The sequence below is a fragment of the Rhodoligotrophos appendicifer genome (assembly GCF_007474605.1).
Taxonomy (GTDB): Bacteria; Pseudomonadota; Alphaproteobacteria; order Rhizobiales; family Im1; genus Rhodoligotrophos; species Rhodoligotrophos appendicifer.
On sequence record NZ_VHKL01000002.1, the window covers coordinates 217,100 to 239,172 of the forward strand.

The 22,073-nt window shown below is 63.7% G+C and carries 19 protein-coding genes and 1 pseudogene; 11 read left to right on the top strand and 9 right to left on the bottom strand.

What is annotated here, in order from left to right:
• Positions 1–60 precede the first annotated feature (60 nt).
• Entirely contained in the window at positions 61–1,836 is a 1,776-nt protein-coding gene (locus FKM97_RS05135; RefSeq protein ID WP_143958095.1) for a cobalamin-dependent protein, read from the top strand.
• 4 nt (positions 1,837–1,840) lie between these two features.
• Here the strand turns inward: FKM97_RS05135 and FKM97_RS05140 are convergent.
• Both FKM97_RS05140 and FKM97_RS05145 read right to left on the bottom strand, forming a co-directional pair.
• Positions 1,841–2,610 (bottom strand): annotated as a pseudogene (locus FKM97_RS05140) (cyclase family protein).
• A 5-nt stretch (positions 2,611–2,615) separates the two neighbouring features.
• Positions 2,616–4,040: an amidase gene (locus FKM97_RS05145; RefSeq protein WP_143958096.1), complete on the bottom strand. Its 1,425-nt coding sequence runs from the start codon at positions 4,038–4,040 to the stop codon at positions 2,616–2,618.
• A gap of 67 nt (positions 4,041–4,107) precedes the next feature.
• Between FKM97_RS05145 and FKM97_RS05150 the strand changes: the two genes are divergently transcribed.
• Both FKM97_RS05150 and FKM97_RS05155 read left to right on the top strand, forming a co-directional pair.
• The gene (locus tag FKM97_RS05150) at positions 4,108–4,293 is read left to right on the top strand and encodes a hypothetical protein (RefSeq protein WP_143958097.1); all 186 of its coding nucleotides are present in this window, start codon (positions 4,108–4,110) and stop codon (positions 4,291–4,293) included.
• The gene (locus tag FKM97_RS05155; RefSeq protein WP_143958098.1) at positions 4,290–5,243 is read left to right on the top strand and encodes a DMT family transporter; all 954 of its coding nucleotides are present in this window, start codon (positions 4,290–4,292) and stop codon (positions 5,241–5,243) included. Before FKM97_RS05150 ends, FKM97_RS05155 begins: the two co-directional genes overlap by 4 nt.
• A 24-nt stretch (positions 5,244–5,267) precedes the next feature.
• On the opposite strand, the gene FKM97_RS05160 is transcribed toward FKM97_RS05155, so the two are convergent.
• On the bottom strand, positions 5,268–5,852 hold the full coding sequence (locus FKM97_RS05160; protein ID WP_143958099.1) for a hypothetical protein: 585 nt from the start codon (positions 5,850–5,852) through the stop codon (positions 5,268–5,270).
• A gap of 192 nt (positions 5,853–6,044) precedes the next feature.
• Here FKM97_RS05160 and FKM97_RS05165 point away from each other — a divergent pair, with 192 nt between their 5' ends.
• The 4 genes from FKM97_RS05165 to lysM all read left to right on the top strand — a co-directional run bounded on the left by FKM97_RS05165 (position 6,045) and on the right by lysM (position 9,918).
• Positions 6,045–7,436, top strand: coding sequence for an aminotransferase (locus FKM97_RS05165; protein WP_143958100.1), 1,392 nt, complete (start codon positions 6,045–6,047; stop codon positions 7,434–7,436).
• Positions 7,437–7,597: 161 nt separating this feature from the next.
• Positions 7,598–8,815 carry a hypothetical protein gene (locus FKM97_RS05170; RefSeq protein ID WP_143958101.1) on the top strand — a complete coding sequence of 406 codons (1,218 nt, stop codon included), beginning with the start codon at positions 7,598–7,600 and terminating at the stop codon, positions 8,813–8,815.
• A 245-nt stretch (positions 8,816–9,060) separates the two neighbouring features.
• Entirely contained in the window at positions 9,061–9,321 is a 261-nt protein-coding gene (locus FKM97_RS05175) for a DUF1344 domain-containing protein (protein ID WP_143958102.1), read from the top strand.
• 144 nt (positions 9,322–9,465) lie between these two features.
• A complete protein-coding gene (gene lysM / locus FKM97_RS05180) occupies positions 9,466–9,918 on the top strand; it encodes a peptidoglycan-binding protein LysM (RefSeq protein WP_143958103.1) in 453 nt (150 codons plus the stop codon).
• 6 nt (positions 9,919–9,924) lie between these two features.
• Here the strand turns inward: lysM and FKM97_RS05185 are convergent, their stop codons facing one another.
• The 3 genes from FKM97_RS05185 to FKM97_RS05195 all read right to left on the bottom strand — a co-directional run bounded on the left by FKM97_RS05185 (position 9,925) and on the right by FKM97_RS05195 (position 15,187).
• Complete coding sequence (locus FKM97_RS05185) at positions 9,925–11,250, bottom strand: NAD(P)/FAD-dependent oxidoreductase (protein ID WP_143958104.1); 1,326 nt, start codon at positions 11,248–11,250, stop codon at positions 9,925–9,927.
• Between the two features lie 74 nt (positions 11,251–11,324).
• Complete coding sequence (locus FKM97_RS05190; RefSeq protein WP_143958105.1) at positions 11,325–14,000, bottom strand: AAA family ATPase; 2,676 nt, start codon at positions 13,998–14,000, stop codon at positions 11,325–11,327.
• Positions 13,997–15,187 carry a metallophosphoesterase family protein gene (locus tag FKM97_RS05195; protein WP_170240761.1) on the bottom strand — a complete coding sequence of 397 codons (1,191 nt, stop codon included), beginning with the start codon at positions 15,185–15,187 and terminating at the stop codon, positions 13,997–13,999. The genes FKM97_RS05190 and FKM97_RS05195 overlap by 4 nt, the downstream gene beginning before the upstream one ends.
• A gap of 64 nt (positions 15,188–15,251) precedes the next feature.
• Between FKM97_RS05195 and FKM97_RS05200 the strand changes: the two genes are divergently transcribed.
• Together FKM97_RS05200 and FKM97_RS05205 are read left to right on the top strand one after the other, a co-directional pair.
• Positions 15,252–16,439, top strand: a complete 1,188-nt coding sequence (locus FKM97_RS05200) for a mandelate racemase/muconate lactonizing enzyme family protein (protein ID WP_246104942.1) — start codon at positions 15,252–15,254, stop codon at positions 16,437–16,439.
• Positions 16,440–16,503: 64 nt separating this feature from the next.
• Positions 16,504–17,253, top strand: coding sequence for an SDR family oxidoreductase (locus tag FKM97_RS05205; RefSeq protein ID WP_170240762.1), 750 nt, complete (start codon positions 16,504–16,506; stop codon positions 17,251–17,253).
• A gap of 72 nt (positions 17,254–17,325) precedes the next feature.
• On the opposite strand, the gene FKM97_RS05210 is transcribed toward FKM97_RS05205, so the two are convergent.
• Positions 17,326–18,069, bottom strand: coding sequence for an SDR family oxidoreductase (locus tag FKM97_RS05210; protein ID WP_143958108.1), 744 nt, complete (start codon positions 18,067–18,069; stop codon positions 17,326–17,328).
• A gap of 19 nt (positions 18,070–18,088) precedes the next feature.
• Between FKM97_RS05210 and FKM97_RS05215 the strand changes: the two genes are divergently transcribed.
• Together FKM97_RS05215 and FKM97_RS05220 are read left to right on the top strand one after the other, a co-directional pair.
• Positions 18,089–19,069, top strand: coding sequence for an NAD(P)-dependent oxidoreductase (locus FKM97_RS05215; protein ID WP_281290074.1), 981 nt, complete (start codon positions 18,089–18,091; stop codon positions 19,067–19,069).
• Between the two features lie 19 nt (positions 19,070–19,088).
• Positions 19,089–20,291: a pyridoxal phosphate-dependent aminotransferase gene (locus FKM97_RS05220; RefSeq protein WP_143958110.1), complete on the top strand. Its 1,203-nt coding sequence runs from the start codon at positions 19,089–19,091 to the stop codon at positions 20,289–20,291.
• Between the two features lie 25 nt (positions 20,292–20,316).
• Here the strand turns inward: FKM97_RS05220 and FKM97_RS05225 are convergent, their stop codons facing one another.
• Both FKM97_RS05225 and FKM97_RS05230 read right to left on the bottom strand, forming a co-directional pair.
• Positions 20,317–21,003: an amino acid ABC transporter permease gene (locus FKM97_RS05225; RefSeq protein WP_143958111.1), complete on the bottom strand. Its 687-nt coding sequence runs from the start codon at positions 21,001–21,003 to the stop codon at positions 20,317–20,319.
• Between the two features lie 187 nt (positions 21,004–21,190).
• Positions 21,191–22,051, bottom strand: a complete 861-nt coding sequence (locus FKM97_RS05230; protein ID WP_246104943.1) for a substrate-binding periplasmic protein — start codon at positions 22,049–22,051, stop codon at positions 21,191–21,193.
• Positions 22,052–22,073 lie beyond the last annotated feature (22 nt).

A 22,073-nucleotide genomic window follows, 5' to 3' on the forward strand; every position in this document is an offset into this window, starting at 1 on the left:
ACGCCACGGTCGGCAATAGGCTCTTTCCAGCCGCTGTTCTCGTTCTCGGAGTCGCCCCCCATGTCCGTTCTCGATCGCCGTCAGGTCTTTCCGGAAAGCGTCCTGCCCGATGCCGCCGCGCTTATCGACGAAGGGCGGTCGGCCGCCAAGCATTACACACTTCAGCCCGGCCCGTTTCTCAAGACATACGGCGTGGGCTCCGAAATGGAGTACAAGCGCAAGCGCACCGCCGAGGGCAAGATCATGACCCACGCCCAGATCGGCTACCGCGACAGGGCCAAGAGCCGGCGGGCCTATTCGGAGATCTGGGAGGAACTGGACAAGCTCGGATACCGCGTCGACCGCTACGGCATTTGCCTCGACTGGAACATGGGCTATCCGCTGGCGATGCGATCGAAGATGCCGCAGGGGACCGGCATGATCATGGGGGAGGTGGAAGACTGGATCGCGTTGACCCATAGCGCACCCGTCGCCCCGCATTTCGGCGACTTCATGATCGGCTCGCCGGCCGCCTTCGAGAACACCAAATGCGCGCTTCTTGCGGGAGCGACCTCGATCGGCAATCTCGGGCAGTATTTCGCGTTCCGCCAGCCGCATTGGGACGACGACGTCGCCACGACCGCGGAATCCCTCAAGGCGATCGCCCTGACTTCGGCTCAGCCGGTGGACATCATCATCCACTCCAACATCGATGACGGCTTTGCCTCGATGTTCACGGATCTCGGCTGCTCGCTGGGGGCCATCCTGCTCGAGCAGTACATCATCGACGAACTCTGCGGCGCGCATGCCTCCTATTCTTTCGGCAATACCTATGCCCGGCCGCTGACCCGGCTCGCCTTCCAGCGCGCGGCCTCCAGCGTCGCCCGCACCCCCGGCACCATGATCTATGGCGCGACGACCATGTATGGTCCCAACCACGCCGCCAATTATGCGGCGCTTGCCTCCTATCTGCGCATGGACATCTATGGCGAGCGGACGCGTCCGGCGGGCCATGCCATCAATCCCGTGCCGGTCACGGAGGCGGAGCGGATCCCGGACATCGAGGAGATCATCGACGTCCATATCTTCGCAAACCGGCTGATCGAGCTCGACGAGCCATTGCATGTGCTGCAAACGGACCAGGAGATCGAAGAGATCGTCGAACGCATCGTGGAGGCCGGCCATCGGTTCCGCGATACGGTGCTGACGGGTTTCAACGATGCCGGCATCGACACGACGAACCCCTTCGAGATGCTGCTGGCGATCCGCCGCATCGGCTCGAAGAAGCTGGAGGAGCTCTATGGTCCCGGCGATCCGACGGAGGGGCGGCTGCGTGGCCGCACTCCGGTGGTGCGTTCGGATTCGATCGAGCAGCTCGAGGCGGCGGGAGAGGGCATCGTCGGCAAGATGGAGCCAGGGCATCGCCGCGCCATCACCACGGCCGGCCTCAAGGGCTGTCTGGCCACCACCGACGTGCATGAATATGGCAAGATCCTGGTGGAGACCGTCCTGCGCGAGCTCAAAGTGGACATTCTCGACGGCGGCGTGTCGACGGATCCGAACGATCTTGCGGAATATGCGCTGGAGTCGGGCGCCGACTTCATCGCGCTGTCGTCCTATAACGGCATCGCACTCGAATTCGTGGCGGAGTTGAAGGCGGACATGAAGCGGATCGGCCTCGACATCCCCGTCTTCGTCGGCGGCAAGCTGAACCGCATCCCTGATGGAAGCAATTCGAGCCTGCCAGTGGAGATCGGCTCGGAGATCGCAGCGTCCGGAGCGATCGTCTGCTCGACTGTGGATGCCATGCTCGAGAGGCTGACTGGGCTCCGCGGAAAAGCGCCGGTCGACGCCTAGCGGCTCAATCGTCCAGGATCGCCACCGCCCGCGTCCAGCCGGCGGAGGCGGCGCGGATCTTTACGGGGAAGCAGGCGATCTTAAAACCGGTCGCCGGCAGGACTTCCAGATTGTGCAGCTTCTCGATCTGGCAATAGCCCCGCTCGCGCCCGGCCTTGTGGCCTTCCCAAATGAGGCTGGCATCGCCCGTTTCGGCGTAGCGGCGGGCGGTGTGGAGGAAGGGAGCATCCCAGCTCCAGCCGTCGGTGCCGACGACGCGAATGCCCTGGCCCGTCAAATGCAGCGTCGCCTCGCGGCCCATGCCGCAGCCGGAGTCCACGTAATCGGATTGTCCATAGCGCGCGCCGGCGCTGGTGTTGACCACCACGATGTCCAGGGGCTGCAGGACATGGCCGATCCGGTAGAGCTCGGCGTCGATTTCGGCAGCCGTCACCACATGGCCGTCGGGCAGATGACGAAATCCAGCTTCACACCGGACTGGAAGCACCATTCCAGCGGCACCTCGTCGATGGTGATCGCAGGGGCGCCGCCATCCATGGTCGGATGGTAGTGCCAAGGTGCGTCCACATGGGTGCCGTTGTGGGTCGAGATCTGCACCGTCTCCACCGCCCAGCCCTGGGCGTCGGGCAGATCCTCGGGCTTCAGCCCCGGAAAGAGGCTCGCGATCTTCGGGGCCGAGGTGTCGTGGGCCTCATAGTCAATGCGCACCCGCTGAAAGGGCGGGTCCGCCGGAACGTCGTTTTCCAGCGGAATAGACAGATCGACGATACGCATTTCAGTCAGGCTCCGGCACGGGGATCGATCGGGGTGATGGGACCCAGGTTCAAGACCTGTTCCAAGACCGCCGCAGCCGAGAGAAGCTCGGCCTCGGCTTGTGGCCGGGCGACGATCTGAAGCCCGACGGGCAGGCCTTCGGCGGTAAAGCCCGCCGGGATCGAGATTGCCGGCGAGGAGACGAGGGTGATCGCGTAGACGATGGCCAGCCAGTCGATATAGGTCTCGAAGCGATGGCCGTCGCATTCGGCGAGATAGCGCTGTTCTGCCGGGAAGGCAGCGGTGATGGTGGCCGGACAGAGCAGCAGGTCATAAGTTTCGAAGAAGGTCGCCATGCGCTGGTAGAGGACGGCGCGTTGCGCCTGGGCGCGGGCGATGTCGCGGGACGTCAGCTTCAAGCCTTGCTCCACGTTCCAAATCACCTCCGGCTTCAACAAGCTGCGGTGGCTGTCATAGAGGCCGCCGAGGCCGATGGCGAAGTTCAAGGCCCGCAGGGTCTGGAAGCATTCATGAGCCTCGGAAAGGTCGGGATGGGCTTCCTCGACGATGACACCGGCGTCCACGAAGTCATGGGCTGCACGGCGGCAAATGCCGGCGACCTCCGGGTCCACGGGGGTGATGCCCAGCGTGGCGCTGAAGGCCACGCGCTTCGGGGCCTGCTTGGCGGCTGCAGCAGCGGCGAAGCTCGCACCGACATGGGTGCGCGAGCGCGGATCGCGGCCATGGGCACCGGTCATGGCATCGAGCATGAGTGCGACGTCGGCCACGTTGCGCGCCATGGGTCCCTCGACAGAGAGCGTGTCGTCGATGACGGAGCCCGGCGTTGTGGCAACCCTGCCGGGGGAGGGGCGCAAGCCCACGACACCGCAGAAGCTGGCAGGATTGCGGAGGGAGCCGCCCATGTCGGAGCCGTGGGCAAGCCAGGCCATGCCCGAGGCGAGGGCCGCGGCCGCACCGCCCGAGGAGCCGGCGACCGAGCGCGAGAGGTTCCAGGGATTGCGTGTCGTGCCGAAGACTTCATTGAAGGTCTGGGCGCCGGCGCCGAATTCAGGCGTGTTGGACTTGGCATAGACGATCCCGCCGGACCGCTCCAGGGTTTCAACCAGGATGTCGGATTCGTCCGGGATGGTGTCGGCAAAGATGGGCGAACCCTGGGTCGTGCGCACTCCCGCAACGGCGGTGAGGTCCTTGATGGGTATCGGAAGACCGGCCAGGATCCCGCGTTCGGCCAGAGGCAGGTCGAGGAGGCGGCTGGCCTCGGCGCGGGCACGCTCGAAGCATAAGGTCGGGAGCGCATTGATGGCCGGGTTCACCGCGGCGACGCGCTGCTCCAAGGCATCCAGTAGGTCGTGAGGCGACAGGGTGCCGGCCCGCAGTCTCGCCACAATCCCGCTGGCGGGAGATCGGATCAATTCTTCGACGTCGCTCATGGTTCGGCTCCGTTGGTGGCGAGACCTGAACCCGGATCGGAGACGACGTCAAGCAGGGAAGCCCAGCGTGCAGCAAAGCCATTTGACGGGGGCTTCGAATACGGTCTACGCCATGGATGGGCTGGCGCCGTTCACCCCGCAGAGGTTGAAGACCCAGCCCGAGGAGCGCCCCATGACCGATGCCTACCCTTGGATGAAGCCTCTCCGGACCGTCCCGTTCGGGCCTCGGCAGAATGGGATGCTGGTCGCGTGAGCCTCAATCGCCGTCACCGAACGCGCTTCGGCATTCTGTTGGCGATCGCCGCTGCCGTGTCACTGGGTGTGAACGATGTCTCGGTGCCCGCAACCTATGCGGTGGGATTTTCGCCGGCTACGGTCGTGTTCATCCGGTACAGCGTTCTGATGATGACGCTGCTGGTCGCCCTGCCGCTGCTCGGATTGCCGCTGAGACTGCCGCGGGGTCTCGCAAAACACGCCGCTGCCAGCGGATTTCTCGCCGCGATCGCGACCCTCTGTCTGCTCGCCTCGCTGGCCTTGATCCCGGTCAGTGTTGCCGTGGTCACCTTCTATATCTTTCCGTTCGCCACGGCCTTGATGCTTTGCGCGCATGAGCGGCGAATGCCGTCGATCGTCGAGATCGTCTGCCCGCTCGTCGCCCTGGCCGGTATCGGCGCGGCGGTCGGCCTCAACGACGTCGCCCTCAACGTCACCGGACTGGTCCTGGTGGTCGCCGGCGCATTGTCGCATTCGGTGGCGATCTTCTGGAACAGCGTGGCCCTGCGCAGGGCCGATGGCACGGTCGTCACCTTCCACATGGCCATAGTGGGTGTCGCGACCGCGATCGGCTATCTCGCCCTCTCGGGCTCGTTTGCCATCGCGCCCTTTACATTCGCCGGATGGTCGCCCGTCTTGTTCGTGAGCGTGTTCTTCACGGTCGCCTTCATGTGCATGTTCAAGTCCGTCGAGCTTACCGGCGGCGCATCCACCTCGATGATCCTCAATATCGAGCCGATCATCGTGGTGATGCTCGCCGCCGTCTTCCTGGGCGAGGCGCTGACGTGGCCGCGGCTGATCGGCGGGTTTGCAGTCGTCGGAGCGGTGGTGGTCTCTGAGTTTTACCGCAGCCGTACCCTCATGGACCGGCTGCAAGCGAGATCAGGAAGCCCGCTTTCCACGGATGGCGCGGGAGCGGCCGGTCGCTGAGCCTCGCCACCCCTCGGTTGCACCCTAAAGAAACGAACCGAAGTCAGCCGACACGCCCGCCGCGAGGACCCCGATTTCCGAATTGCTGAAGATGTCGGAACTGGAGACGTTATCCAACGAATTTCCCTCGTCAGTAAGATATGGCGAGGGTGCTTCAGCTGCGATTTCGGCGGCGAGATCAGAAACCCACGCGTGATAGGCCTTGAGATCTGCAATTGCGCAATCAGTCATGCACATCTCATGATCTTGATGGTCATCGTCGTTGTCGTCGCGATCCCACACGGTCGCAATCAGCTCGGAATTCTCTTTCGAGAATTCCGAGTAGTTTCTCCAGTTCTCCATCGAAACACGAGCTGCTTCCAGAGCGGATGGGGTCACAGCAGAATCATCGCGCATCGCGTGATACCGCTGTGTCGCCACTTCCGAATTTCTTTCAGCCTCCTCGATGCTTCCGTCCTCAAAACCCAGGCCGTCCTCGCTTTCGCCTCGAGCAATCGCATCTAGAAAAGCGCGGTTCTCGTGAGCGAACTCGATGAGGTTCTTGACCTCCTCGGCATGTAATTTGAGATTTAAGCCCACTATTCCTGGTTCGTGTATGTTCCCAGACATGGTTCGCTCCTTCACTGTTGCCGGATGGCAGGCGAAGGAGAGCCTCGAGAAAAGCCCGAGTTAAGGCGCGTTTACGGCCAAAACGATACGACCGTGCAACTGGCGACGGCCGGTCCTGCGCTTCAGTTTTTGACATTGGGACTCGGCCTCGCGCATTATGCGCCAACTTCCGAGAATAAAGGCCTCAGTCCCATGAACAAGCTGTCAAACCTGTCGGTCCGCGACGTCGAGACCCTGATCCATCCCTATACCAATCTGGCAACCCACAGGGATGTCGGGCCACTGGTCATCGAGCGCGGCAAAGGCATCTATGTCTATGATGCCGAGGGACGCGAATATATCGAGGGTCTGGCCGGGTTGTGGTGCACGGCTCTGGGCTACAGCAACGAGGAGCTCGTCGAGGCTGCGGCCAAGCAGATGCGGACGATGCCCTATACTCATATCTTCGCGGGCAAAAGCCATGATCCGGCCATCGAGCTCGCCGAGAAGCTCAAGGAACTCGCGCCGCACAATGCCTCCAAGGTCCTGTTCTGCTCCTCGGGATCAGAAGCCAACGACCAGCAGGTGAAGCTCGCATGGTACCATGCGAATGCCATCGGCAAGCCGGAGAAGAAGAAGATCATCAGCCGGATCCGCGGCTATCACGGCGTCACCGTCGCTTCCGGGTCGCTGACGGGCCTGGCGCCGGTGCACATGGATTTCGACCTGCCGATCAAGAACATCCTGCATACCGAATGCCCGCATTACTACCGGAACGCCCATGAGGGCGAGAGCGAGGCCGATTTCTCGAGCCGCATGGCCGCCAGCCTGGAGGCCATGATCGAACGCGAAGGGCCAGAGACGGTGGCCGCCTTCATCGCCGAGCCGATCATGGGCGCGGGTGGTGTTGTGGTGCCGCCGGAGGGCTATTTCGAGAAGATCCAAGCCATCTGCAAGAAGTACGACATTCGGTTCATCGCCGACGAGGTGATCTGCGGCTTCGGTCGGACCGGCAATTATTGGGGCTCCGAGACCTTCGGAATTACGCCCAATTCGATCTCGGTGGCCAAGGCCATCACCTCCGCCTATCTGCCGCTGGGGGCGATCACCATCGAAGAGGATGTCTATCAGGCGATGCTGGATGAGAGCCGCAAGATCGGCACCTTCGGTCACGGTTACACCTATACGGGTCACCCAGTCGCCGCCGCGGTGGCCCTGAAGACGCTCGAGATCTATGAACGCACCAAGATCATCGACCATGTGAAGAAGCTCGCTCCCGTGTTCGAAGGCCGCTTCAACAAGCTCATCGATCGGGAGATCGTGGGCGAGGTTCGCGCCAAGGGCATGATCGGGGCCGTCGAACTCGTCTCGGACAAGCGCACGAAGAAGCCCTTCGATCCCAAGGCGGGCGTCGGTGCCAAGACCATCGGCTTCATGCAGGCCAATGGCCTGATCGGCCGCGCGGTCGCCGGTGATTCCATCGCCTTGTGCCCGCCCTTGATCATCACCGAAGGTGAAATCAACGAGATGTTCGACCGGCTCGAGACGAGCCTCGACCAAACCCAGGCCTGGATCTCGAAGGAGGGGGTGAAGGCCGCCGCTTGAGGATGAATGTGTCCTTGGGCTTGGGGGGATCTTCAAGCCCAAGGTCCTGCTGCGGCTCGGCGTCGTCGCTTTGCTGCCATTATAAGATCGAGCAATTACCGCGTTGGCGGCCTCTTTGATCGGGACCTGCAATCCAGCGGGTCGAATCTGGAGGACCGATCATGGCGCATACGATCATCGAGGATCTGGAGAAGCAAAGATTCCTCATACAGCCGCAGGCACCCCTTACGCCTGAGTGGTTAAGATCCGCGGAGACGGTGCGGAGCGTCGAGGGCGACTATCGGCGTCAGGGCATGGACGTGTCCCTGACAGACCCCGAGCCGGGCGAGAGGCTCGAACTCGACGTGACGTGCTTGAATCCAACCGAGACGATCACCGTATTCATGGACCGCCCGTTCCTTCACCAAACGATCGAAGGCTATGACCCGTTTGTGGACCGATCCTTGGTCGTGGTCGCTCCGGGCTCAGATCATCTCGGTGCGAACTTCATTCAGGTTTTCTTTCCGCTGGATCGCCCGCAGCCTGTTGTGAGGATGACCGGGGCAAATGTCGAGTATCGGATCGATGAGGCGCTGTGGGAGGAAATTCTTGAGCACTATGAGAACGAGGTCTCCTGGGCCGCGGAGGCTCTCCAATCCCTGATGATCTCCGGCGTCAGTGTCACCTACGGCTCCCAGGCCCATCACGTGCCGCCGCATCTGCAACTCCAGGACGTCTTGCAGGCGGACTCCGGGGCCACCCGAGGTGTGGGTGGCGTGTCCACGTGGACCTTCGACGCGGAGGCAATTCGCTGGTCTCGCGGGGAAGAACCCTCCTCACCGGCCGCGCAGCAGGTGCAGACGCGCTATGAGCGGGACCTGGACGTCCTTGAGCAGGCCATCACCGCAGTTTACACGCGCAACGGCATGACCGCTGGCGTCCTCATGGGAGACGGCAGCCGGGAACTCGACGTCACCGCAAACAGCGAAACCGAGGACACCCTTACTTTCGTGCAGGGCTTGAAAGGCTTTCACCAGACGGTCGAAAACTTTTACCCATGGGAAGACAAGGCCATCGTGATCAGCGCGCCTTTCGCCACCGATGCGGCGGTGCCAACCGTCGTGGCGAGAACCGGCGCCCCGGGTCTCTTTCAAATCGGCGAGGGGCCGTCTGAAAACCTGATCCGCCTTTCGAGCGCAGCTTGGGAGCTTGCCCTGCAGGCGAGCGATGGCGACGCGACCGCCGCCGCCCAGGCCGTCGCCGCCGCAGTTGAGGAGCGGATGGTGTTCATCCTCAATCCGACCGGACAGTTGGTGCCAAGGTCGATTGCGGACGCGCTGCCAGGTGGACATGGGAGCGTTGAACCGCTTGCCCACTCCGATGAATTGTTCCTGAGCTGAAGAGCTGCATCGGCTCCTAGGTGAGTGGACGCCGTGCTGCGTTCCAAACGCCCAAAACGGGCGTGACGGAATCGGGCAGGGAGTGACTGTCCTGCAGCGCCATGCACATTACAACAAGTTAATCTATGTGACACAACTCTGCCACGAAGCAGGAGCGAAGTTGTCATCGCAGGATGACGGGAAAGTGGTAAACAAAACCAAAGATTTCCCGAAGATTTAACCTGCTTAGTCGATGGAGTTTCGAGATGAAGCGTCGTATTGCTGTGGTGGCGGCGTCAGTCCTCTTTGCTACGTCCAGTCTGGCATTTGCGGCAGGGATGGCATCTACGGGAACAATCAAAAGCGTAAGTCCGAAGTCGCATATGCTTATGCTTGATAACGGTCAAAGTTATTCTGTGGCCAAGTCGGTCGATCTCAGCAAGTTCAAGACCGGCCAGAAGGTGGATATCCAGTATACAGTGAAGAACCAGAAGCAGACGGTCACGAGCCTGATGCCGTCTTCCTGACGACCCAATATCCTCTCGGGAGCCCACCGCTCGCCGCGCTGGGCTTTTTCATGACCAGGATCTGCTATAGCGTTGGTGAAGCGTTATCGGTTTCGACGTATCGTTGTCAGAGATGATGATGCAACCCGAGGAAGGGACCCTATCATGGGACTATTCGATTTCATCAAGGACGCCGGAGCCAAATTGCTGGGCATCGGCGAAGCGAAGGCGGCCACACCGGTCACGGCGGAGGCACTCAAGAAGGCCGTTGAGGACATGGGCCTCAAGGCGGACGGGCTGAATGTCGCGGTCGATGGCGACAAGGTTACGGTGTCGGGAAAGGCGACCACACCCGAAGAGGCTGAGAAGATCGTGCTCGCGGTGGGCAATACAGTGGGCGTCGCCAAGGTCGACAGCCAATTGACGACCGCGGCTGCGGGCGCCGCAGCGATCATGTATACCGTCAAGAAGGGCGACACACTCTGGAAGATCGCCGAGACGCATTACGGCAAGGGCAAGGGCGACAAATACAAGGAGATCGTCAAGGCGAACACGCCGCCGGTCAAGAATCCCGACCTCATCCAGCCGGGCTGGGTCTTGCGGATTCCTCCCCTGTAAGCGCCGTCAGCGGCCAGGCAAGGGCCGACCAAACGCGCCGAAGCGAACGGGGCGAAGCGGCCCCATGTCGATCGGCGTGGGACGGCCGGACAGCAGGTCGGCCACCAGCCGGCCAGTGATACCGGCGAGCGTCAAGCCGATATGGCCGTGGCCGAAGGCATAGATGACCCGCAGATCACTCGGCGACTGACCGATCACCGGCAAGCTGTCGGGCATGGACGGGCGGAAGCCCAGCCATTCACGGGTCCCTTCGCCGGCCCGGGGCACCAGCTTGGCGACCGCCTTGCGAATAGCCCGGGTGCGCACTGTGCGCGCGGGCGCAGTCAAGCCGCCGAGCTCGACGGTTCCTGCGGCCCGCAAACCCTCCGAGGTGGGCGTCATGTAAAAGCCGTGCTCGGCATAACAGACGGGGCGGTTGAGCAGGTTGCCGCCTTCCGGGAAGAGCACATGATAACCGCGCTCGGTGTCGAGAAGCACATCGTCGCCGATCGATTTCGCCAAGGGCCGCGACCACGAGCCGGCGGCGATCACAGCCCGTTCGGCGAGATGGTCGTCGGCACCCTCCAGCGCGATGCGGATGCCTTGCGGGGTCGGTGACAGGGCACGAACCCGGCCTGCAACGATCGTTCCGCCATGGCCCAGAAAGGCTTGTGCAAAGGCAAAGGCAACTGCCTTGGGCGTGTCGAAGGTGTAGGCGTCGCGGAACAGAAGCCCGCGGTGATAGAGCGGTGCGAGATTGGGCTCGAGATCGCGGATGGCATTGGAATCCAAGTGATCCATGCGGACGCCGTGGCGCTCGCGAAAGATCGTATCCTCGCGGGCGGCGGCATGCTCGGCTTCGGTCTTGAACAGATAGAGGCAGCCCGCATGGCGCAGAAGGTGGTTTACCCGCGCATCCTCGTAGAGCGGCTGGTAGCCCGCATCAGCGAGGTCGAGAAGGCCGCGCAGGATCCCCCCGATCCGTTCCATCTCGTCAGGGGTTGACGAGGCCAGAAACCCCCGCAGCCACGGTGCCAGGCGCGGCAAATAAGGCCACATGATCGCAAGCGGGCCCTCGGGATTGGCCAGCATCGCCGGCACGCGCCGACCAATGCCGGGCGTGGCTACGGGGATAACCGCATGCGGGGCGACGGTACAGGCGTTGCCGAAGGAGGTGGCATTCTCATAGGAGGAGCCCGGCAGAGGCGGCTCGCTGTCGATCAGGGTGACGCTGTGCCCAAGGCGCTGCAGCCATAGGGCGGAGCAGAGGCCGACAAGACCGGCGCCGACCACGGCCACCTCGCGGACAGAATCGGCAGCGACAGGAGGGCTGGGAGGCAGCGTAGCAGCCATGAAGGAAATATCCGGTGGTCGAAGGGCGATGCTTTAGCGCGCGGTGAGAAAAATGGCGATAGGAATTGCACAGACTAACGATCCGCCAGGGAGAGCTGGCGGCCACCGAGGGCGGTGAAGGCGCGGGTCCGGCAGGTGAGAACAATGACCTGCTGGCTGCGTCCGGCCCTGTTCAGGGCATCGAACATCTGCGTAATGCGGTCATCATCGGAGAAGACCAGGGCGTCATCGAGGATGATCGGCACCTCATTGCCCCGCTCGCACATGAGCGCTCCCATGGCCAAACGCACCAGCACGGCAATCTGCTCGCGGGTGCCGTCGGAGAGGCGGGTGAACAGCTCATGAGTCGCTCCGTTGCGTTTCAGGCCCTCGATTGAAAATCCATCGCCGAGGACCAGCTCCGCAGCCGGGAAGACATCATTGAGGAACGGCTCCAAATGCCGGCGAAGCGGTGCGTTCAGGCGGTCGCGCTGTTCATTGTAACAGGCCTCAATGGTCTCGCGGAGGAGAGCGAGCGCGGCCACCCGCGATTGGTGGACGTCGATTTCGCGGGTGATGCGGTCGAGATCCTCCCGCAAGGCGGAGGCGCGTTCGCCCAGCCCATCACCGCCCGCATTCTGCACCTGGCCCTCGAGATTGGCGATATCGCGTTCCAGAAGCCCCTGTTTGTCCTTTTGACCCTCGATGGCCGCCTCACAGCGTTCCAACCGGTTTCGCAGGCGGTCGAGCTCGAGCGGCGCAGGGGCCCTGGCACGCTGGTCCTCCAAGGCCGCCGATTTCAGGCGGTAGTCCGACAAGGCCGCATGGAGGGCGGTCTCGGCGGCGGCCAGGCGGTTCGTGCGTTCGGCATCAGGCAGCAAGAGCTGGTCGGCCTCGAGACGAGCCTTGACCTCGGCGAGGGTGCCCGCCAGGCGGCCACGTTCGTCGGCCAGGTTGGAAAGCCGCGCGTGATGGGCATCGCTGATGCCTTCCAAGACCTGGCGACGGGCGCGATTGGCATCGCGCTCCTGGTGCAGGGCATCGCGCCTGGCAGCCAAAGCCTCCAGCTCGGGCAGGTGGTCGAGTCCGGCCTCCGCGCAGGTTTGTTCGACCAGGGCGCCAATGGCTGCGATCTCGCCGCGCAGCCGCTCGATCTCCTGGGCGGGGGACAGCTTAATGCCCAAGCCCTGCAATTCCGCCCTCAGGCCGACGGCCTCAGCCTCCAGCTCCTTGCGTCGCAGGTGAGCCGCCCGCACGCTCGCGGCCGAGCCGGCGCCTGCCTGCTCCAGAATTTCGGCAATTTGTGATTGCCGCTCGTGGCGGCGGCGATGCAGGCTTGCGTCGGCGTCTGCCGAGGGCGACACGATGATGCGTCCGACATCGGCTATGTCGATGGTGACCGGCTCCACGGCAGAGAGCGAAAGGCCCCTCTCGACCGGCCTGCCGGCGATGCTGAGCCTGCCTTTGGCGCCGGGCGCGAGATCAATGGTAATCTCGGGGGCGGTGGCTTCGAGCTGGGCGACGATTCGGGCCAGTTCACGCTCGGCCTCGTCCATGGCTTCAACGAGGAGGGCGGTCGCGCGATTGGCCTTCAAGGCGGCTTCATTCGCCACCTGTCGTTCGCCAATCTGTGCAAGCACAAGGCGGCGCTGCTCGAGGGCGGAGCGTTCCCCCTCCCGAGTCGCCGCGGCGCCGAGGTGCTGCAATCGTCGCTCCTCCTCGTCCGAAGCCATGGCTGCGGCGTCGATGGCGGCAATTTCCTCGCGGGCCTCCCTGAGGGCTTGGCGGGCCGCTCGGTCCTGGTCGTCCAGGGGAGCAAGGGCATCGCTGAACTCCTGGATGCGCTTGCGACCCATGTCAATGCGCCCGGCACGGGCCGAAAGATCCGCATGGGTCGCCTGGGCACGCTCGAGCGCGGCTTTGGCGGCATGCTCTTCAGCCAGATAGCGGGACAAAACAGCGGCAGCGGTCTCGGCGGACTTAAGCTCGCGGCGGGCAGCCTCCAGATCAGCCTGCAAGGCTGCCACCGCTGCGGGATCAGTGAGGCGGGCCTGCTCTGCCCGTTTGGCGACGAGTTGGCCAAGCTGCAGCTCGAGGAGACCCAGGCGCTGCTCCGTCTGCTCCAGTTCCTGTGCAACGGATGCAGCACGCGCCTGCGCCTCCTGCAGCGGTCCACCCGTCTTCGGACGACCTGTCTCGGTCACCAGCAGAGAGAGTTCCTGCTTCAGCTCCGCCAGTACGGTTCGCGCCCTTTCGCCACCGACGAGCGTTCCCACCTCCGCATGAATGGCCGCATTGAGTGCCGAAGCCGCATTGCCCGACGGCGTCGGGAGATGAAAGGAGTGACCCTGCTCGACCCATAGGATACCGAAGGCTGCATCGTCGATCGTGCTGGCTCCCGATTCGATCCCTAAGATCTCCCAGACCAGTTCATCGGCCTGCCGGTTGCGGGCGATTTCGACGCCGCCGCGGGTCAGGCGCGCGGACGGGCTTCGCAGGAATGCTTTTGCAATCTCGTAGTGCTCGTCCTGGTGCTCGAAGGCCACGGTCACACTGATCGGCAGGGAAAGGCCCTCGCTGAGCAACGCCTGGATCGGCTTGCTGCGCGCAGTGTGCCGCTCGAACAGACAGGCTCGCACGGCACGGAAGAGGGTGGACTTGCCCGCCTCGTTGCTGGCCGCCAGGATGTTCACCCCGGCGCCGAGACCCTGAACACTCGTCGGCGAGCCGAAGCGGCCCACGCCATCGACGGTGATGCCCGTGATCCTCATGGCGGGGCCTCCGCCCGAGAGACGCGGATGAAAAGCTCGATCAAGGCTTGTTCCGCGTGGCGGCGGTGCGCTGCATCTCCGGCTCCGTCGTCGACCATCGCCTTCAGCCGGTCGGCGGCCTGACGCAAGACCCCTCCAAAATCGATTTCCTCCAAATCGGCTGCCGTGGGTCGCAGCAGGAGCCCCTCCAGGTCGGTTTGCAGGTTGAACATGGCTGCCGTGAGATCCTGCAGCCGCCGGTCGAGCTCGATGCGCTGCGCCAGGGGGAGGGTCCCGGAGAGGCGGAGCCTGAGCAGGGTCGAGGATAGCCCGGAAAGGGACCGTAAGCCGGATTCGAGATCATCGAGCGCGTTCACTTCGCCCATGCGCGCCTCGCGGTCGAGCCAGCGATAGGTGCCGACATCCTGTTGCGTCACCAGAGGCACAGCGCCGGGACCGGCGCTGTCGACCAGCAGGACCTGTCCGATCTCCTGGCTGCCGGCACGGTCCGGCTCGGGCGTGCCGGCATACCAGAGGCGGTCGCCGATCCTGACCGTGCGATGCCAGTCGCCCAAGGCGAGATAGGCGAGACCCGCCATTTCAGGACGGCGGGGATCGACGGGGTTGCTGGCCTCGCTCTCCGAGCTGAACCCGGTGACGGACCCATGGGCGAGGCCAATGCGGATCTGACCCGGCCCGGTCTCGGCCCGGTCCATCCACGCCGTCAGGTCGGTGCTCTCGCTGCGGCGGGTCAGGGGTGCCGGCAAGAGGGTTGCCGAGCCGTCGAGGGCGAAAGGCTCGGCCGTCAGATGGAGGTGGACATTCTCGGGCACGCCCCCGGCGCGGACCCGGTCCCATAGACCCTGTGGTCGATGGGGATCGTGGTTGCCGGGCAGGAGATGCCACTGCACACTTGGCAGCGCCCGCATCCGTTCCAGCGGCTCGCGCAGGGTTCGATGCGTGGGGCTGTCGGTGTCATAAATATCGCCGGCGACGAGCACATGGAGGGCGCCCTCCCTGAGAGCCAGCCGACCGATGGTCTCGATCACGTTCAGACGGGCCTGGCGCAGCAGAGGCTCACGATCGCCGAACTGCCGAAACGGTTTGCCGACCTGCCAGTCCGCAGTGTGGATGAAGCGCATGAGGTCCTGTTCCGTGTCGTCGCGACCATGGCGAAGGTCGCCGGCAGATGCAAGATATGCATCCACAGGCGGTGAGCCGAGCGGGCGCCCAGAGGGGAATTGGCGCGTTGACATTCCACGGATGCGGCGGATGATCAGTCACCCGCCTTCGGAGATCTCCCCCATGACCCTGTCCGCCCTGCGCATCCGTTCGATCGTGGCCGTTCCGTTGCTGGGGGAAAGCCCCAAGGGGGGATGGTCGGTCGAAATCGTGCCGGAGGATTCGATCCATGCCCTGATCGCGGTGCATACGGAGGAGGGGATCACCGGCTATGGCAGCGTGTTCACCGACGGCCGGCTCGTGGAGGCGGGTCTCAAGGTGTTGGAGCCGCTCTATCGCGGCGAGAATGCGCTTGAGCCGGAGCGGGTGGCGGAGAAGCTGCACCAGAACACCTTCTGGATGGGGCGCGGCGGCACTCTCACCCATGTGATCAGCGGCATCGACATCGCCTTGTGGGACATTCTCGGCAAGGCGCTGGGGCAGCCCGTGGGCAGGCTTCTGGGCGGCATGTATCAGCGCCGCGTCCAACCCTATTGCTCGCTGCTGATGGAGGAGCCGGATCAGATGGGTGCGGTGGTCGCGAGCTATCGGGACAAGGGCTTCAGGGCCTTCAAGATCGGCTGGGGCCCCTTTGGCCGTCGCGACAGCTTCCGCAATGACGAGGCGATCGTCCGCGCGGCGCGGGAGGCGGCGGGCGAGGAGGCCAAGCTGTTCGTGGATCCAGGCGGAAGTGATGCCTATTGGCCCAATGGGCTCAAATGGGCGCTGCGGACGGCGGACATGCTCAAGGATTACGATGTCGGCTGGTTCGAGGAGGCGCTGCGACCCGATGCGCTGGAGGATTTCTGCACGCTGCGACGCGCAAGCCCGGTGCCGATCGCGGGAGGCGAGGTGCTGACGCGGCGCCAGTCCTTCCTGCCCTGGCTCAGCCGCGGCGCCTTCGACATCGTGCAACCCGACGTCACCAAGGTCGGCGGCATCAGCGAGCAACGCCGGATCGCATGGATGGCCCAGGATTTCGGCGTCAAATATATCGGCCATGGCTGGAACACTGCATTGGGAGTGGCGGCCGACCTGCAGATGGCAGCAGCATTTCCGCATGTGGACGTGGTCGAGTTCATCGGCGGCAGTGCCTATGTGGACGGGCTTCTGTCGGAGCCGTTCCTGCTGGATGAAGAAGGATACCTCACCATCCCAGACCGTCCGGGGCTCGGGGTCGAACTCGATCGGGAAAAGGTCGCCCGCTACTCGCACGGGGCGGACCGATTATTCCTTTGAGTGGTCAGGCCAATTGACCCGATGCCCCGCCTGATCCTAAATGCTCATAAACGGGAGGCAGTCCATGAGCGAAAATCCGGTCATCATCGTCACGGGGGCAGGCAAAGGGCTCGGATATGCTATCGCCCGAGCCGTCATTGATGACGGCGCCTGTGCGGTGCTGGTGGTCCGCGCCGCCAGCCGCAAGGCGGATATCGAGGCGGCGTTGGGAGAGAGGGCGCTGGTGGTCGTCGCCGACGTCAATGATGCCAAGGGAGCCGACACCATCATCGGATCAAGCCTGACGCGTTTCGGCCGCATCGACGGGTTGGTCAACAATGCCGGTGTGATCGAGCCCATCGGCAAGATCACCGAGACGGACGAAACCGCCTGGGCTCAGCTGATCACCACGAATCTGGTCGCGCCCTATCGCTTGACCCGCGCCCTTCTGCGAGAGCAGGGAACGGGGATCCGGCGGATCGTCAATATTTCCAGCGGGGCGGCGCATCGACCGATGGAGGGCTGGTCTGCCTATTGTGCCAGCAAGGCCGGGCTCGCGATGCTGACCCGGTCGGTGCAGCTGGAATATGGCGATGCCGGCATTCTCGCCTTCGGGCTCGTTCCGGGCCTAGTCGACACGGACATGCAGGGGACGATCCGCGCCTCCGGTGTCAATGATGTGAGCCGCTTGCCGAAAAGCGCGCTGCGGCCCGCGGAAGAGCCTGCCAAGGCTGCTGCCTTCCTGCTCGCAGGCAAGGCCGACGACCTCGCCGGCGGCGAGGTGGAGATCCGCGATCCGAGCTTTCGGGAAAAGGTGGGGCTGCCGCCGCTCTAGGTTTCGTTCCAGCGGCGGCACTCGCCGAGACTTCGATGCGTGCCTTCACTCGCATCTCAGGATGAGGGCGGGTCAGAGGGCCCAGCCGCCATCGATGATGTGGGTCTGGCCGGTGACGAATTGCGATTCGTCGCTGGCGAGATAGATGATCAGCGGCACCACCTCCTCCGCCGTCGCCAGGCGACCGATGGGCTGGCGGGCAATGAAGGCCTTGCGAGAGGTTTCGTAATCACCGGAGGCCCGCATGCGCTCGTTCAAGGACGGCGTGTCGATGGTGCCAGGGCAGAGGGCATTGCAGCGGATGCCGCGCGAGACATAATCCGCCGCCACCGCCTTGGTCAGCCCGATCACTGCACCCTTCGTCGCGGCATAGGCCGAGCGATTGGGCACGCCTTTAATGGAGGAGGCAACCGAGGCCATGTTGATGATGGAGCCGCCGCCGGCCTCGAGCATCAGGGGCAGAAAGGCGCGAATCACCCGGAAGTGGCTCTTCACATTCAGGGCGAAGGAGAAGTCCCATTGTTCGTCGGTGGTCTCCAGCACCGTCCCGCTGTGCACGTAGCCTGCGCAGTTGAAGAGAATGTCGGGCACTCCCACACGCGCTGGCGCCGCATCGATGGCGGCCCCATCCAAGGCGTCGAGCACAAAGGTCTCGATTCCTGCCGCCTCGCCGGGCAGGGAGGCGAGAGCATCGGCGTCGATATCCGTGGCATAGACCCTTGCGCCCTCGCGTGCCATGCCGACCGCCGCAGCCCGCCCCATGCCCTGACCTGCCGCGGTCACGAAGGCGGTCTTGCCCTCCAGCCTACCCGTCATTGACGCTCTCCCTGATCGATTGTCTGCTAGATGGTTAGTCCGGTTTTCCGCAGGCGGAAAGCGTTCTGGCGACGACCGGGGTGACAGGCGGCCTCTTAGCCTGTTCAATGAGGCCTCAAGAACGGGGGTACGAAACATGAAAGTCGGATTTATCGGCGTCGGCCTGATGGGTCAGGGAATGGCGGAAAACCTCATCCGCTGCGGCCACCGCCTGACGGTCCTCGCCCATCGCAACCGCGCACCGATCGAATCGCTGATGCAACTCGGGGCCAGCGAGGCGGAGACGGCAGCGAAGCTCGCCGAGGACAGCGAAGTCATCTTCCTGTGTCTTCCCAACTCCAAGGTGGTGGAAGACATCATCGGCACTCTCAGGCCCTTGCTCAAGAAGGATGCCCTCATCATCGACACCTCGACGGCCGAGCCGAGCGCCACGCAAAGGCTTCAGGCGGATCTCGCGGCAAGCGGCATCGGCCTCGTTGATGCGCCGGTTGCCGGGGGCCCGAAGCAAGCCCGCGACGGGGAACTGGGCGCGATGGTCGGGGGTGCGCCGGCGGATGTCCAGCGCGCCGTGCCGCTGCTCGAATGCTTCTGTCGCGAGGTTTCAGTCTTCGGCGGGCCCGGGACCGGCAACACGGCGAAGCTGATGAGCAACTATCTGGTGCTGGGCATGGTCGCCCTGATCACGGAAACTTTTCAGCACGCGCGGGCGGCGGATATAGACTGGCAGAAGCTCTATGCCGTCATGCTCTGCGGATCGGGGAATTCGGGTGCTCTGCGGCGCATCATGGATGCCGCAGTCGAGGGGGATCTGGATGGCTATCCCTTCAGCATCGCGAATGCGGCGAAGGACAGCGCCTATGTCATGTCCATGTTGCGTACCATGCAGCGCACAACGCCTCTCGCAGAAGCGGTAAACCAAGTCTATGTAAGAGCGCAGAGTGCGGGTGATCCGCAGCGTTTCGTCAGTCGGCTCATGGCGGAGAGCAGCTTGATCGAATGAAGACCGAACAGGGGGATCGATGAACGGACTTAAACTCAACGACAATGCAGCCACGCTGCAGGAGGAGGGCGCTTTCGGCGTGCTCGAGCGGGCGCTGGCCTTTCAGAGCTCCGGCCATGACGTCATCAATCTCGGCATCGGTCAGCCTGACCTGCGGCCGCCGGCCCATGTGGTGGACGCAGGCGCGAAGGCCGCCAAGGACGGGCCCCATGGCTATACCTCAACCGTCGGCATCACCCCCTTGCGCGAGGCTGTGGCCGCAGATGTGAGCCGCCGGACCGGCAGTTCTGTCGATGCCGAGCAGGTGGTGATCGTGCCGGGGGGCAAGGTCACCATCTTCCTGGCCGCCACGCTGTTCGGCGGACCGGGCGCGGAAATCCTCTATCCCGATCCGGGCTTCCCTCCCTATCGCGAGGCCATCCGACTGTCGGGCGCGCGGTCGGTGCCGTATCCGATCCGCGAGTCCCATGGTTTTGCCTTCTCGGCCGAAGAAGTGCTCAGCCTGATCGGGCCGGACACGACGCTGATCATCCTCAACAGCCCGGCCAATCCCACGGGCGGGATCGTGCCCCGGGCCGAACTCGACAAGCTGGCTGCAGGCCTTGCCGATCATCCGCATGTGGCGGTGCTGACGGACGAGATCTATTCACAGCTCACATTCGACGGCGAGCACGCCAGCTTCTACAGCTATCCCGAGTTGCGCGACCGGACGATCCTGCTGGATGGCTGGAGCAAGACCTTCGCCATGACGGGGTGGCGGCTTGGCTTCGGCGTGTGGCCGACGGCCCTCGTTCCCTATGTCCGCAAGATCATCTCGGCGACCCATTCCTGCGTGAACGTAGCGGCGCAGATGGCGGGGCTGGCCGCCATCACCGGGCCGCGGGACGAGGTCGACGCCTATCGCAAGGTGCTGGAGGAGCGCCGCGATGCCCTGGTTGCCGCCCTCAACGACATTCCCGGCGTTTCATGCCGCGTTCCGGGGGGAGCGTTCTATGTGTTTCCCAATGTGACGGGCACCGGCTGGCCGAGCGACATCCTCGCCGACCATCTGCTCGAGCGCGCTCATGTGGCGGTGGTCCCCGGCGAGAGCTTCGGCGCCAATGGCGAAGGCTTTCTCAGGCTTTCCTATGCAACCGAGCTCGACCGCCTGATGGAGGCGGCGAGCCGCATGGCAGAGTATCTGGAAAGCTATCCTGCCCTTGGCCGGGCCGGGAATTTCTGATCAAGGGGTGCCTTGGCCTGAGGGCTCAGCCCTTGGCCTTGGCATCCTTCGCGACCCAGCCTTTGCGGGTGTAGTCCTCCAGCGCCCGCACGGCGAGGCCTGAGGGATAGCAGACGGCGAAATAGAGGATCGCCGTCACCGTATAGACGGTGAAATACTGGAAGTTGCGGGCGGCGATGATCTGGCCGCTGAACATCAGCTCCTGCACCGTCACGACGGAGGCGAGCGAAGTGTCCTTGAACAGGGAAATCAGATAGTTGCCGAGGGTCGGCAGGACCACGCGGGTCGCCTGAGGCAGGATCACCTTGCGGAAGGCCAGATAGCGCGACAGGCCCAGGCTGAGGGCCGCTTCGAGCTGCCCCTTCTGGATCGACTGGATGCCGCCGCGAAAGACCTCGCTCAGATAGGCGGCGTAGTGGAGAGACAGGCCCGTGATCGCAGCGGTGATCGGATCGAGCCTGATCCCGGCAGTGGGCAATACGTAATAGATGTAGATGAGCTGCAGGATGAGCGGGGTCGCCCGCATGAATTCGACGAAGACATTGGCCGGCCAGCGGATCAACTTCAGCTCAGACAGTCGCGCCAGGGCCAGCGGGATTGCCATGACGGTGGCCAGCACCATGGTGACAAGAGTGAGAAAGACGGTGAGGCTGAGCCCGCGCAGGAAGACCTGCCAGTAATCGCCGATCACCTCGAAATTCAGAAGATCCATTGGTCGCTGCCCCTGGGAAGTCTCACCGGTCCCCGCTTGGGAGCGGGCGGAATGCCTGAGCATTGCAGCGAGGGGGCCCCGGGGCTCCGGCCTTCCTCGGGCTCGCGGCGGGACGCCTCACCCTGCCACTGCTGCCGCAACAGGCCTCCCTCCCCCAAAAAATGGGAGAGGGACTTTCATGGCATCGTCAATTGTTCAGCGGGAAGAAGAAGAGGTTGGCGTCGGAGAAGCCGTATTTCTTCAGCAGCGCGGAGACCGTGCCGTTGCCGCGAGCCTCGTCGAGACCCATGCTCACGGCGACGCGCAGGGAACAGTCTTCCTTCCGGAGACCGGGCCGCACATAGCCGTAGCCATAGGTGAAGATCAGCTCGTCGGGCACCTTCACACCCTTCACCAGCTCCATTGGAGAGCTTTTATTAGAAGCCAGGAAGAGGTTGATCTTCGTGTCGTCGTCGACCACCGCGCTGACCCGGCCCGTGGCCACGGCGCTGAACTGTTCAGCGTCGGTCTGGAAGGGGACAACCTCGGCGCCGATCTTGCGGAGATACTCGTCAGCGGCAGAGCCGGCGATCGCACCCACAGGCTTGCCCTTCAGGTCGTCATAGGACTTGATCCCGTCGGGATTGCCGGATTTCACCAGAATCGCCGGGCCATACCAGTAGGCGGGGCTGGTGAAGGAAATGACCTTCTTGCGATCCGGCGTGATGTGCAGGGCCGCGACCATGTCGATGCGCTTGGCGAGCAGGGCCGGAATCAGCTGGCCGAAGGGCATGACCTCATATTTGATATTGTTGATTTCGGCCCATTTGAGAGCCGCTTCGTCGATCTCGACCTCGAGGCCTTCCGCTTTTTGCGTGCCCGGATTGAGCGAGGTGAATGGCGGGGAGGGCGAGATGCCCACCACGATCCCCTCAGTCTTGGCCTTCTCATATGACCCGTCGCCGCAATTCTCGATCAGCGGCGTAGCCTCGTGCGGAAGCTCCTGTGCGACGGCGCTGCCTGCGCCCAAGCCGAGTAGGAGCGCCGTGACTGCAACGGAAAATCTCATCTGCATTCTCCCCTGTCCCTGT